At 54.3% G+C, this 12,896-nt stretch carries 11 protein-coding genes; 4 read left to right on the forward strand and 7 right to left on the reverse strand.

Going from position 1 to position 12,896, the window contains the following annotated elements; all coding sequences use genetic code 11:
• The first annotated feature begins 108 nt into the window (after positions 1-108).
• Positions 109-1,158, forward strand: a complete 1,050-nt coding sequence (locus M2374_RS05455; protein ID WP_181688937.1) for a YeiH family protein — start codon at positions 109-111, stop codon at positions 1,156-1,158.
• A 148-nt stretch (positions 1,159-1,306) separates the two neighbouring features.
• Positions 1,307-2,164, forward strand: coding sequence for a deoxyribonuclease IV (gene nfo / locus M2374_RS05460; RefSeq protein ID WP_115258023.1), 858 nt, complete (start codon positions 1,307-1,309; stop codon positions 2,162-2,164).
• A 63-nt stretch (positions 2,165-2,227) separates the two neighbouring features.
• On the opposite strand, the gene fruA is transcribed toward nfo, so the two are convergent.
• From fruA to fruB, 3 genes are read right to left on the reverse strand one after another with little or no spacing between them, the layout of a single operon-like run.
• Entirely contained in the window at positions 2,228-3,913 is a 1,686-nt protein-coding gene (gene fruA / locus M2374_RS05465) for a PTS fructose transporter subunit IIBC (RefSeq protein WP_117343459.1), read from the reverse strand.
• Positions 3,914-3,929: 16 nt separating this feature from the next.
• Positions 3,930-4,868, reverse strand: a complete 939-nt coding sequence (gene fruK / locus M2374_RS05470) for a 1-phosphofructokinase (protein WP_003834544.1) — start codon at positions 4,866-4,868, stop codon at positions 3,930-3,932.
• Positions 4,868-5,998, reverse strand: coding sequence for a fused PTS fructose transporter subunit IIA/HPr protein (gene fruB / locus M2374_RS05475; RefSeq protein ID WP_096756470.1), 1,131 nt, complete (start codon positions 5,996-5,998; stop codon positions 4,868-4,870). Before fruB ends, fruK begins: the two co-directional genes overlap by 1 nt.
• Positions 5,999-6,366: 368 nt before the next feature.
• Between fruB and setB the strand changes: the two genes are divergently transcribed.
• On the forward strand, positions 6,367-7,548 hold the full coding sequence (setB, locus tag M2374_RS05480) for a sugar efflux transporter SetB (RefSeq protein ID WP_117343457.1): 1,182 nt from the start codon (positions 6,367-6,369) through the stop codon (positions 7,546-7,548).
• Here setB and M2374_RS05485 read toward each other — a convergent pair.
• Positions 7,545-7,799 carry a YkgJ family cysteine cluster protein gene (locus M2374_RS05485; RefSeq protein ID WP_096756468.1) on the reverse strand — a complete coding sequence of 85 codons (255 nt, stop codon included), beginning with the start codon at positions 7,797-7,799 and terminating at the stop codon, positions 7,545-7,547. The two genes, setB and M2374_RS05485, sit on opposite strands and share 4 nt — an antisense overlap.
• Positions 7,800-7,956: 157 nt before the next feature.
• Between M2374_RS05485 and yeiP the strand changes: the two genes are divergently transcribed.
• On the forward strand, positions 7,957-8,529 hold the full coding sequence (gene yeiP / locus M2374_RS05490) for an elongation factor P-like protein YeiP (RefSeq protein WP_096756467.1): 573 nt from the start codon (positions 7,957-7,959) through the stop codon (positions 8,527-8,529).
• Positions 8,530-8,585: 56 nt separating this feature from the next.
• Here yeiP and torD read toward each other — a convergent pair whose 3' ends face one another.
• From torD to torC, 3 genes are read right to left on the reverse strand one after another with little or no spacing between them, the layout of a single operon-like run.
• On the reverse strand, positions 8,586-9,218 hold the full coding sequence (gene torD / locus M2374_RS05495) for a molecular chaperone TorD (protein ID WP_117343456.1): 633 nt from the start codon (positions 9,216-9,218) through the stop codon (positions 8,586-8,588).
• The gene (torA, locus tag M2374_RS05500) at positions 9,208-11,706 is read right to left on the reverse strand and encodes a trimethylamine-N-oxide reductase TorA (RefSeq protein ID WP_115258017.1); all 2,499 of its coding nucleotides are present in this window, start codon (positions 11,704-11,706) and stop codon (positions 9,208-9,210) included. Before torA ends, torD begins: the two co-directional genes overlap by 11 nt.
• Before the next feature lie 15 nt (positions 11,707-11,721).
• Positions 11,722-12,849 (reverse strand): pentaheme c-type cytochrome TorC, encoded by a 1,128-nt coding sequence (gene torC / locus M2374_RS05505; protein ID WP_137362809.1) that lies wholly within the window; start codon positions 12,847-12,849, stop codon positions 11,722-11,724.
• Between the last annotated feature and the right edge of the window lie 47 nt (positions 12,850-12,896).

Raw genomic sequence — 12,896 nt, forward strand, 5'->3', positions numbered from 1 at the left:
GTGTTTACCACTTATTCAGATTAATTATAAATATATAATCAATTTTATTTTTAAACCACTTCACCTTACTATTTTCTCCAAGAAATCATTCCATTGACAGGAGGGGTTATGACCGAACTCGCCCTAAAGAATCATCGACGTACAGTGTGGCATTTTATTCCGGGGCTTGCCCTGAGCGCAGTCATCACCGGAGCCGCGTTATGGGGTGGTTCAATCCCCGCGGTTGCGGGGGCCGGGTTCAGCGCCCTCACCTTAGCCATTTTACTGGGGATGGTCCTCGGCAACACCGTCTATCCGCACATCTGGAAAAGCTGTGACGGCGGCGTACTGTTTGCGAAACAACATTTATTGCGACTGGGGATCATCCTTTACGGCTTTCGTCTCACCTTCTCGCAGATTGCTGACGTTGGCGTCAGCGGGATTGTGATCGATGCGTTGACGCTGACCAGCACCTTTATGCTTGCCTGCTTCCTCGGCCAGAAGGTGTTTGGTCTGGACAAACACACCAGTTGGCTGATTGGCGCCGGGAGCAGCATTTGTGGTGCCGCGGCGGTACTGGCAACAGAGCCGGTCGTGAAAGCAGAAGCCAGTAAAGTGACGGTCGCTGTCGCCACCGTGGTCATCTTCGGTACCATTGCTATCTTCCTGTACCCGGCGATGTATCCGTTGCTTTCGCACTGGTTTAGCCCTGAAACCTACGGGATTTACATTGGGTCAACCATGCATGAAGTCGCACAGGTTGTTGCTGCCGGACATGCGATTAACCCGGATGCAGAAAACGCAGCCGTTATTGCCAAAATGCTGCGCGTCATGATGCTGGCTCCGTTCCTCATCCTGCTGGCAGCTCGTGTGAAACAACTGTCTCCGGCTAACGGCGGCGAAAAGAGCAAAATCACCATTCCGTGGTTTGCCATCCTGTTCATTGTGGTGGCGATATTTAACTCGTTCCACCTGCTGCCGCAGTCTATGGTGAACATGCTGGTCACCCTCGATACCGTGCTGCTGGCAATGGCGATGGCCGCACTTGGGCTGACCACTCACGTCAGCGCACTGAAAAAGGCCGGTGCCAAACCGTTACTGATGGCGCTGGTGCTGTTTGTCTGGCTGATTGTCGGTGGTGGTGCAATCAACGTTTTGATTCACAGCGTGATGGCATAATCAAACACGACTAACCCCCGTTGACCCGCTATACTCTCCCCTTTTGTATTTGAGTATGGCGGGTTTTCCCGTCATATTTCGAGTTGCAGGCGCTGCTCAAAACGTATTGCGTTTTGTCCTGCAACTCGAACTATTTGGGGAATCAATTATGAAATATATTGGAGCGCACGTAAGCGCCGCTGGCGGTCTGGCCAATGCCGCTATTCGCGCCGCAGAAATCGATGCCACCGCATTCGCCCTGTTCACCAAAAATCAGCGCCAATGGCGCGCCGCGCCGTTGACTACTGACGTCATTGATGACTTCAAGTCGGCCTGCGAAAAGTATCACTTTAGCAGCGCACAAATTCTTCCTCACGACAGCTACCTGATTAACCTCGGCCACCCGGTCAGCGAGGCGCTGGAAAAATCACGCGATGCCTTTATTGATGAAATGCAGCGTTGCGAGCTGCTGGGGTTATCCCTGCTTAACTTTCATCCGGGCAGCCATTTAATGCAGATCCCGGAAGACGAATGCCTGGCACGCATTGCCGAGTCCATCAACATTGCCCTCGCGCAGACCCAGGGCGTAACCGCAGTTATTGAAAACACCGCCGGTCAGGGCAGCAATCTTGGCTTTAAGTTTGAGCATCTGGCCGCCATTATCGATGGCGTAGAAGATAAATCCCGCGTGGGCGTCTGCATTGATACCTGCCACGCCTTCGCCGCCGGATACGATCTGCGAAGCGCCGCCGAGTGTGAAAAGACCTTTGCCGAATTTGAACGTATTGTCGGCTTCAACTATTTACGTGGGATGCACCTGAACGATGCCAAAAGCACGTTTGGCAGCCGCGTTGACCGCCATCACAGCTTAGGTGAAGGCAATATCGGTCACGACGCCTTCCGCTGGATTATGCAGGATGACCGTTTTGACGGCATTCCGCTGGTGCTGGAAACCATCAATCCAGATATCTGGGCGGAAGAAATAGCCTGGCTGAAAGCGCAGCAAACCGATTCTGCCGCCGCCTGATCGGGCGGATTGAGTGAATAAAAAAGGGCCGAATCATCGGCCCTTTTGTGTCAGCAGCAGAAATTATGCTTTCGCCACCGCGTCCTCTTCTGGACGTTTCAGGAAGGCATAAGACAGACCCGCGACCAGCGTACCGGCAATAATCGCCAGCAGATATCCCACTACCGGCGTAATCGCGCCAGGGATCAGCAGTACGAACAAACCGCCATGTGGTGCCATCAGCTTCGCACCCACCGCCATCGACAGTGCGCCGGTCAGCGCACCACCGACGATACAGCATGGCAGCACACGCATCGGGTCACGGGCGGCGAACGGGATCGCCCCTTCGGTGATGAAGCACAGGCCCAGCACCAGAGCCGCTTTGCCCCCTTCACGCTGTGCGTTGTCGAATTTACGACGCGCCACCAGCGTAGCCAGACCCAGCGCCAGAGGGGGAACCATCCCCGCCGCCATAATAGCCGCCATCGGTGCATACGTCTGCGTACTGAGCAGGCCGACACCGAAAGCATACGCCGCTTTGTTGACCGGACCGCCCATGTCGGTACACATCATGCCGCCAAGAATCGCCCCAAGCAGCACTGCGTTCGCCGTTCCCATGGTTTGCAGCCAGTGGGTCAGGCTTTCCAGAATACCGGCAACCGGTTTACCAATCAGGTAAATCATTGCCAGCCCAACTACCAGGCTCGATAGCAGCGGAATGATCAGGATTGGTTTCAGCGCTTCCATACTTTGCGGCAGCTTCAGCTTGGTGCTGATGAGTTTCGCCACGTAACCGGCAAGGAAACCGGCGATAATCCCACCAATAAAGCCAGAACCGGTACTAACCGCCAGCATACCGCCGATAAGACCCGGCGTCAGACCGGGACGGTCAGCGATGGAAAATGCAATATAACCCGCCAGAACCGGCACCATGAGCGCAAAGGCTGAACCGCCGCCAATTTGCATCAACGCCGCAGCCAGTGTGCCCGGCTCTTCAAATGCTTTAATACCAAAAGCAAAAGACAGTGCAATACACAGACCACCGGCAACCACCATCGGCAGCATGTAAGACACGCCGGTCAGCAGGTGACGGTATGCACCTGCGCTCTCTTTCTTACCTTCTGTTGCTCCGGACTGCCCATTCCCTACAGGCTGGTACGGCGTCGCTTCGTCTACGGCTTTATCCAGCTCCTGCTTGGTTTTCTTCAGCGCCAGTCCGGTAGAGGTGCGGTACATCGGTTTTCCGGCAAATTTCGCCAGATCAACTTCAATATCCGCCGCCACAATCACCAGATCGGCCTGCGCCACCTCTTCCGGGGTAATCGCATTGCCTGCGCCTACTGAACCACGGGTTTCAACCTTCACCCACCAGCCGCGTTTTTTGGCTTCAGTTTCAATGGCTTCAGCCGCCATAAACGTATGCGCCACGCCGGTCGGACAGGCCGTTACCGCCACCACGCGTTTGGGGCCACTGCTAGCTACAGGCGCTGCCGCAACCGGTGCGCTGTAGGGTTTCGCATGACCTTTCGCTTCGCTCAGGAACAGTTCAGGATGCGCCACCGCACGGGAGATGTCTCCCAGCCAAACTTTTTTGCCGTTCAGCGCACTGTCGTTAGGGAGGGTGTCACCCAGGACAATCGCCATCTCTGCATCATTCGGATTATCGATAATATCCAGATGCGCTTTTTGTGCCGCCGCTCCAAGCAGGGTTTTCGCCATGTAAGCGCGAGCCTGGCCGAGATTAGCGTCAATAATCAGCAGCGTTTTCATTATGCCTCTCCTGCTGTCAGTTAAACGGTTTTAAGTCGACGCGCGCCATCATCGCGGCCAACTGAGGACGATCGGTAATGCCGACATTGCTTTGGCTTACCGCCAGGGCGGCAACGGCAGTCGCCAGACGCAGAGTGTGTTCGCTGGACTCACGCATCAGCAGGCCATAAATCAGACCGCCAACCATCGAATCCCCTGCGCCTACTGTGCTGACCACCTCAACTGACGGCGGTTTAGCAATCCATTCGCCAGAAGCGTTAACCCACAATGCACCTTCCGCACCGAGGGAAATCACCACATGCGCAATACCCTGCTCACGCAGCGCATGCGCAGCTTCAATCACATCTTTCATTTCTGGCAGCTTACGGCCCGCCCAGATTTCCAGCTCACGACGGTTGGGTTTCACCAGCCATGGCGCCGCTTTCAAACCTGCAACCAGCGCTTCACGACTACTATCAAAGATAATGCATGGACACTGACTGCGCAGGCGCGTCATCCAGTCGGTGAAGGCTTCCGGACTCACGCCGGTTGGCAGACTGCCGCTGACGCAGACCATGTCGAATTGGCCCAACCAGCTCAGGGAGTCATTCACAAAGCGTTCCCAGTCCGCCGGGGTGACTTCAAAACCGGAGAAATTGAAGTCAGAAACTTCACCGTCTTTTTCAGTCAGCTTGACGTTAATACGGGTACGCCCCTGCACCACCTGAAAACGGTTGGCGATCCCCAGTTCGCTGAACAACTGCTGAAAGCCATCCTGGTTATCTTTACCCAGAAAACCACCCACCGTGACGTCGATCCCCAGGTCTTTCAGTACCTTGGCAACGTTGATGCCTTTACCCGCGGCATGCAGGCCGGTCGTTTTTACCAGGTTCACTTCACCGCGTTCAATTTCCGGACAAAAGCCGACCAGGTCATAGGCTGGATTCAGGGTAATAGTTGCGACACGTCTGCTCATTATGCGCCCTCCCCAAGACCGGCTGCGATGGCCTCGCCAATCGCTTTCAGCGCCTGTTCAGCATCTTCACCCTGGGCGGTAAAGCGCAGGTGATGTCCTTTCTTCACGCCCAGCGCCACAACTTTCATCAGACTGCGTCCATTTGCCGGTTTTCCGGTTCCATCAAGATTTGTCACGGTAATTTCACTGTTAAATTGTTTAATGGTATTCACCAGCATGGTGCCCGGACGGGCGTGTAAACCATGCTCATTGCGCACAACAAACTCTGCGCTCAGCACATCATCAGTTAACGCATCATCACTGGTCAGCAGGGCCAGTACGGTCGCTGCATCCGCTTTCAGCAAGCGGTCAGCTTTATTTTCCAGCAGCAAATCGCTAAGGCGCTTGAGCACTGCCACGGGCTGATCGTCATTCATCGCGACGGTCACCAATAGCGCGGCCGTCTCGCCTTCTACGTCGAAGGCATTTGCCGCTCGGCTGAGCGCAACTGCGCTTCGCAGATTGCCTTGAGCACAATCATTCAGCCAAATCCCCTGGCCGAGGTTCAGCGGTTGCTCATTGATAGCCGTGGCAACAAAGTTAGCATCAACCGCACCCGCTTCTTTCAGACGCGCGGCGTTCAGGGCTTGCAGCGTGACCAGCGAACCGGCGACCACGTCCAGCGACAGCATGTCGTTGTCGAGCTTGAGCTGTTCACTCTGCTTTTCACCCATCAGCAACGCGCGCAGTTCTTCTGCGGTGGTGGCGGATTTCAGCTGTTCAGCCACCGAATCATCGCTGAGTACGTGTGTCAGCTGACGCAGCAAACCCAGATGTTCGTCGGAGCTGGCCGCAATACCAATAGCCACATATGCAACCTGGTCTTCACCCCAGGTAATACCTTGCGGAAACTGGAATACCTGCACCCCGGTTTTCAACACCTGGTCACGGGTGTCCGTGGTACCGTGAGGAATAGCAATACCGTTGCCGAGGAAAGTAGATGTTTGCTGCTCGCGCGCCAGCATGCCGTTGACGTAGCCTTCCGCCACGTTGCCAGCCTGCACTAACGCGGCAGCAACCTGGCGAATGGCCTCTTCTTTATTTCCGGCCTGTTCGCCCGGGTGAATATCCTGAACAGATAACTGGAACATGGTTCTCCTCTCCTGCTGAATTGAAACGATTCAGCTAACATGAGAAAAAAGGCGCCACCCAACTCCAACACTTAAGAAAAGATGACGCTGAAACGTTTCAAGAAGTTTTGCGCTTTCTGCTTCAGCACGCAAGTAAAGTTAGCAATTTGCTTGCTGAATTTAGATATAACGCACATTTTTTCTTCTGTGCATCAATAATTGCTGACATAGAAAGGAAGCTAAGTTATCGATTTCAGCATCGTCAGCAGGCTGTTTTTACAGACTGAAATGCTATTTTGATTTTTCATGCCGATTTTGATTTCGCGCCCTGTTTATTTTCTGGCAGGCAGCGTAAACTCCGCGTCTCTTCACATCACAGATATTGAAACATGCATAACACCCCGGTAGCCGCCTCCCCCAAGTCGTTTGATTTAACGTCTTCGGCGTTCCTGCTTGTCGCTTTTCTTACGGGTATCGCCGGCGCATTGCAGACCCCTACGCTCAGCCTTTTTCTGACCGATGAAGTTCATGCCCGTCCGGGTATGGTCGGTTTCTTTTTTACCGGTAGCGCTGTCATCGGCATCCTGGTAAGCCAGTTTTTAGCTGGGCGTTCTGATAAGAAGGGCGATCGCAAAAATCTGATCGTTTTTTGCTGCGTACTGGGGATGCTGGCCTGTGTGCTGTTTGCCTGGAACCGTAACTATTTTATTTTGCTGTTTGTCGGCGTCTTCCTCAGTAGCTTTGGATCGACCGCTAACCCGCAAATGTTTGCCCTCGCCCGCGAGCATGCTGACCGCACGGGCCGGGAAGCCGTCATGTTCAGCTCTATTTTGCGTGCTCAGGTTTCGCTGGCATGGGTGATTGGCCCGCCGTTAGCTTACGCGCTGGCTATGGGTTTCAGCTTTACGGTGATGTATCTGAGTGCCGCCGTTGCGTTTATCGTCTGCGGCGTCATGGTGTGGTTGTTCTTACCGTCGATGAACAAAAATGCGTCCCTCGCCACGGGCGCGGTGGAAGCCCCGCGTCGTAACCGGCGCGATACGCTGCTGCTGTTCGCTATCTGCACATTAATGTGGGGCACCAACAGCCTGTACATCATTAATATGCCACTGTTTATCATCAACGAACTGCATCTGCCGGAAAAGCTCGCAGGCATTATGATGGGCACCGCCGCCGGGCTGGAAATACCGACGATGCTCATTGCCGGATACTTTGCTAAACGTCTGGGCAAGCGTTTGTTGATGCGGATCGCCGTGGTCGCCGGTTTCTTCTTTTATGCCGGAATGCTGTTGGCGCATTCGCCGGTCATTCTGCTCAGCTTGCAGCTGCTGAACGCGATTTACATCGGTATCCTCGGCGGTATTGGCATGCTCTATTTCCAGGACTTAATGCCAGGACAGGCGGGTTCTGCAACCACTCTTTACACCAACACCATCCGCGTGGGCTGGATTATAGCCGGATCGCTGGCCGGTATTGCCGCTGAAATCTGGAACTACCATGCGGTGTTCTGGTTTGCGCTGGTGATGATTATCGCCACGGTCTTTTGCCTGGCGCGGATCAAAGACGTTTAAGGTGCGGTGAGCGCTTCAAGCTCAATAAGGTACACCATAGCCTGGCGCGTTGTCTGACCACACATTTCAGCGCTGGGCTGTAAGCCTGCACACACTTTTGGCCGCAGTGCGGAACCAAAAATTTTACAGCGCAGGAATTCATCAAGCTGAACGCATGGCGTATTGGCGGGCTTGCCCTCAGGCATGCCGGGGATGGGGCTGGAAATAGAAGGCGCAGTGCAACATGCGCCACAATCCGGACGGCATTCCATACAATATTCTCTTTAAGGTAAACCCGCGGATTGTGTAGGTAGCGAACAGTACCACCTTTTTTGCACCCGCAAAAGTGCGAATTCCGCTTGCCTGAATGACCCGGCGCGAGTAGTTTGACGCGATATTTTAGACACTCCTCACTACAGGATTTTTTCGATGCCAAGAGCGAACGAAATTAAAAAAGGTATGGTACTTAACTACAACGGCAAGCTACTGATTGTAAAAGACATTGATATTCAATCACCGAGCGCACGTGGTGCAGCCACGCTGTACAAAATGCGTTTTTCTGATGTCCGTACCGGCCTAAAAGTCGAAGAGCGCTTCAAAGGCGACGATATTGTGGATACCGTCACCCTGAGCCGTCGTGGTGTTGATTTCTCTTACGTCGATGGCAACGAATATGTCTTTATGGATAAAGAAGACTATACCCCGTATACCTTCACCAAAGACCAGATCGAAGAAGAGTTGCTGTTTATCCCGGAAGGCGGAATGCCGGACATGCAGGTGCTGACCTGGGATGGCCAACTGCTGGCGCTTGAACTGCCGCAGACCGTAGACCTTGAGATCGTTGAAACCTCACCTGGCATTAAAGGTGCGTCAGCCAGTGCACGTAACAAGCCAGCCACCCTGACCACCGGCCTGGTGATCCTGGTTCCTGAGTATCTGAGTGCCGGTGAGAAAATCCGCATTCATATCGAAGAACGCCGTTATATGGGGCGTGCAGACTAACGTTTCTGCTAAGACACAGACTAAAAGGGACAGCGCACGCTGTCCCTTTGCTGTTTTCAGCGCTGACTGCTGAGATAAAAATCATCCATCAATAATGATTCCAGATACTGCTCATCCTCGCGCATAAAACGCACGATGACATTAACCGCCTGAGGGTAAAAGCCCTCGCCGTCGCGATGCAGACAGCTATCCCGGAACAATGATGCCCAGCACATAATATGATGATGCAAAAAGTAATATTGCTCAGCGACGCTCTGCTCTTTGCCCACCATTTTCGCCATTAACGCCAGCTGTACCGCAATATGATCGGCAGGTTCATTCTCCCGCGCAGCCAGCCCCTGTTCAACTAACAGCACATTCATTTGCCGTCGTTCTTCAGGTGCCGTCGTGTGCGGGTAATGCCCTGCATAAGGCGACACGCTCTGTGGAGGGGCCAGCAAAAACAGTGAAGCAAAATCGGCCGCCAGCTCCAGTTGTCGGCATTCGCGCCGCAGCACCTGAGCCAGACTACGCGCTAACTTTTTGACGTCAGCAGCCAGTCCGGGGATCCCCGTCAGTGAGGTCATCCACTCCCGGCTCTCCTCGCTCTCAAGACGGGCTAATTGCTTCTCGTCCAGTTCACGAAACAGCAGTTGCGAAAACCACTGATATACTGCTGCACGCTGCTGATGAATGTGATTATGCGGCACTGGCCCCCTCCTCTTTCACTGTCTCAGGTCCACCGAAAGCGGTTACCTGCGGGGCCTTCTGCTGGAAGCGTTCAACCTCTACCAGCACGGAATGCGCGGAAGGGCCTTGCGCCAGCTGCGATGTTCCAATATCCGCACTCAGGACATTCGGATCGCCATAGGTGCATAGCGTCCCGGTTTTCCCGCCTTCCTGCGGGGAATACCACGCGCCCTCATGAATGCGGATCACGCCAGCGGGAAAATCGGCGCTAATCACTACGCCCGCCAGCACCTGACCTCGGGCGTTAAAGACGCGAGCAATATCTCCGGCTTTTAAACCGCGGGCGGTTGCATCCTGCTCGCTGATGTAAAGCGGCTCTCTGCCAGCCACCGCGTAGGTGTTACGAAACGCCTCGCTTGAGCATAACTGCGAGTGCAGACGCTTGTCCGGGTGACAGGATTGCAGATGCAGCGGATATTTATTCGTCTTGCCCTGATGGCTACGTTCAAACGGCTCCATCCACACCGGGTGTCCTGGACAATCTTCATATTGAAAACCCGCGATGGTTTTACTGTAGATTTCAATAAGGCCCGACGGGGTGCCTAACGGATTAAGGTCGGGCTGGTCGCGGAACTCACCGTGCCGCACCCACGGCTGCCCCGCCGGATATTCAATATATCCGTCCCCTTTCCAGAAGGTATCAAAGTCCGGTAAGGTGACGCCGAGCGATGCGCCCATCTTCACGCCTTCGTCATAAAGCGCTTGTATCCACTGCATTTCATCGCGGTTTTCACGATATGCCACTTCTTTATCAAAGCGCTTACACAGCCCGGCAAATACGTCAAAGTCGTGACGCGCCTCATATTGCGGTTTGACCACCTGACGCAGCGCCATCAGTCCTTTATTCGAATGCGTGCCAAACTGCTCAATGTCATTCCGCTCAAAGCGCGTAGTGACGGGCAGGACAATATCGGCAAAACGACAGGATGCAGTCCATTGGTGATCTAACACCACGACGGTTTCCAGCTTCTTCCATGCCTCAATCATGCGGTTGCGATCCTGCTGCGCATGGAACGGATTGGCCGCGCTGTAGACGGCCATTTTGATATCAGGCCAGGTTAACGTTTCACCGTTGAAGGCAATTTTCTTACCCGGCGCAAGCAGGCAGTCGACGATACGCGAGGTGGGAATATGCGCCGATGCGCCACGAAAATCCGCTTTATATTTCGCCTCTGGGGGATTGTTAATACTTCCCAGCCCCGACAGCACAGGCCCGGCCGACGTTACCGTTCCACCGCCGTTGTAGTGCCAGCCAAATCCTACGCCGCCGCCCGGTAAACCAATTTGTCCGACCATGCTCGCCAGCACCACCAGCATCCAGGGATACTGCTCTCCGTGGTGCATACGCTGGACGCACCAGCCGCCCATAAACTGCGTGCGACCTTTCACCAGCAGGCGGGCGAAGTCACGGATTTGTTCTGCGCTCAGGCCACAGATTTGGGCTGCCCACTCGGCGTTTTTCACCTGCTTGTCAGTCTCGCCCGTCAGGTACGGTAAAAACTGTTCAAAGCCGACGGTGTAATCGTTAATAAATGCCGTGTCGTACAGTTTTTCTTCATACAAGGTGTGCGCGAGCGCCAGCAGCAAAGCAACATCGGTTTGCGGTCGCAGCGCCAGTTGTTCAGCACCCAGATAGTTTTGCGATTTACTGCGCACCGGATCAACGCTAATGACGCGCATTTTGCCCTGTGCGACCGCCTCTTTAATCTGCTGCCAGTAGCCAAATGCTTCGTGGTCGGGTACCAGGAATTCTATCTGCAAATTCTTAATCGGATCGCAGCCCCACAACACGATGGTATGGGTATTCTCAATCACCAGCGGCAGCGAGGTTTGCTGCTCGTAGACTTCCAGCGAACCAATCACATGCGGCAAGATGACCTGTGCAGCCGCCGCCGAGTAGTCGCCAACGGTGGTGACATAGCTCCCGTGCAGGCCGAGCCCCCTGTCCATTGCGCCACCTGCTTTATGGTATTTGCCCACCATTTGCCAGTCGGCCAACCCGGTAAAGACACCGGAAGATCCGTAGTTTTTTTGCACCCGCTCCAGCTCTTCGTAAAATAGATCCAGCGCCCGATCCCAACTGACCCGCACAAAACGGTTATCACCGCGCTGGCTGCGGTCTGATTTTTCACGCTTACGTAACCAGTCCAGACGGACCATCGGGTAGCGGACTCGCGAAGGGTTGTAGACCACTTCACGTACTGCATTCAGCATATCGCACGGGTATTTGTCGTGTTTAAAGGGCCGGGTTTCGGTCCACTCGCCGTTGACCACTTTGGCTTCAAAAGCGCCGTAATGCGAGCCGGACTGGATCCACTGCTCAGGGTTTTCTCCTGCCGCCCATACCTTTGATATCAGCGGGTTCGGCGCCAGCGCACTGGCGGCACCTACCGCCAGCATACCGCTCAGAAAACGGCGACGGGACGGATTAAAATCGTGAATATCCATACATTATCCTCTTTATTATTGGGGGGCAGGCACATCGCTGGCGTGCGTCTGGAGGTATTTCAACAGCGTGCGTTCTTCCACCGGATTAAGCCGGTAATAGGTCGACATCGCTTTCAGTCCGGCAATCCAGCCATTGGCGGTATAACGGATGGTCGGCGGTGTGCTGTGGCAGGCGCTGCAGGTGGATTGCAGCATTTGTTCCGAGTATTCCCACACCGGTGCAATACTGGTGATAAGCCCCTGCGCGGAGGTCCATGCGGTCACGCTCACTTGCTGCCACTGCTGGTGCGAATCTGGGTCAACCTGGGTTTGCAGAATTTTTACGTTTGCCATCAGGGAGTCATCAAGCACCGCGGAGAAAACGCGTTTGCCCATAAACTGCGTGATCACCCGCCCACGGCCTTTACTTTCACGCCACCCCGTCACTTCCAACTGGACATTACTGCCCTCTTTTTTCAGCACTCTGACTTCGGTGGCCGGAAAAAGTAGCGCTTTACCGGCGGGGCTCCCAGCCGTTGCCGTCAGGGCTTTCTCGCCTAACGAAAACAGCGTGGTCGCCTCCGACGGCGTCTCTCCCTGGCGTTGGAGTTGCTTAAACCGATCGCGAAAGCCGCTACTCATATCAGGCTTGTGATGGGCAATACCTTTGTGACAGTCAATGCAGTTGCTGTCTTTCGCCGCCGCTGCGGTCATTTGTGCCGCTGCATTCGTCGATTGCTTGCCGTGATCCATCGCCTCATAGCTATGGCAGGATTTACAGGCCGCTGAATTATTGGCGCTCATTCGCGCCCATTCCCGCTGAGCAAGTTCTGCCCGCTTGGCGGTAAACTTTTCAGGCGTATCAATCGACGGGGAAATAAACGTATGGTAGAGATCGTTCAAGGCTTCCGTTTTGCGCAGAAGCGTCGGAACGATGCCTGGTGGAATATGGCAATCCTTACACTCGGCACGCACGCCGGAGGCATTGCGAAAATGTATGCTGGTCTGATATTCCTCCCCCACCGTACGCATCGAATGGCACGACAAACAAAACTCGGTGCTACTGGTGTAATGCACGCCTTGCCACGTTCCCCAAATGGCAAAGGCCATGGCAACGGCTCCACCAAATGCCCACCATAGCGCGTTCTTTCTCATCCACGACATATTTGGCTCCCTTATTTTAATAGCGACACGCTAAGGGATATTAAAAA

The organism is Citrobacter sp. JUb117, assembly GCF_024809055.1.
Classification (GTDB): domain Bacteria; phylum Pseudomonadota; class Gammaproteobacteria; order Enterobacterales; family Enterobacteriaceae; genus Citrobacter; species Citrobacter gillenii.

Excerpts from the sequence above, each read along its gene's own strand:
- M2374_RS05455 (WP_181688937.1), top strand. The coding sequence starts at position 109 with ATGACCGAACTCGCCCTAAAGAATCATCGACGTACAGTGTGGCATTTT.
- nfo (WP_115258023.1), top strand. The coding sequence starts at position 1,307 with ATGAAATATATTGGAGCGCACGTAAGCGCCGCTGGCGGTCTGGCCAAT.
- fruA (WP_117343459.1), bottom strand. The coding sequence starts at position 3,913 with ATGAAAACGCTGCTGATTATTGACGCTAATCTCGGCCAGGCTCGCGCT.
- fruK (WP_003834544.1), bottom strand. The coding sequence starts at position 4,868 with ATGAGCAGACGTGTCGCAACTATTACCCTGAATCCAGCCTATGACCTG.
- fruB (WP_096756470.1), bottom strand. The coding sequence starts at position 5,998 with ATGTTCCAGTTATCTGTTCAGGATATTCACCCGGGCGAACAGGCCGGA.
- setB (WP_117343457.1), top strand. The coding sequence starts at position 6,367 with ATGCATAACACCCCGGTAGCCGCCTCCCCCAAGTCGTTTGATTTAACG.
- M2374_RS05485 (WP_096756468.1), bottom strand. The coding sequence starts at position 7,799 with ATGGAATGCCGTCCGGATTGTGGCGCATGTTGCACTGCGCCTTCTATT.
- yeiP (WP_096756467.1), top strand. The coding sequence starts at position 7,957 with ATGCCAAGAGCGAACGAAATTAAAAAAGGTATGGTACTTAACTACAAC.
- torA (WP_115258017.1), bottom strand. The coding sequence starts at position 11,706 with ATGGATATTCACGATTTTAATCCGTCCCGTCGCCGTTTTCTGAGCGGT.
- torC (WP_137362809.1), bottom strand. The coding sequence starts at position 12,849 with ATGTCGTGGATGAGAAAGAACGCGCTATGGTGGGCATTTGGTGGAGCC.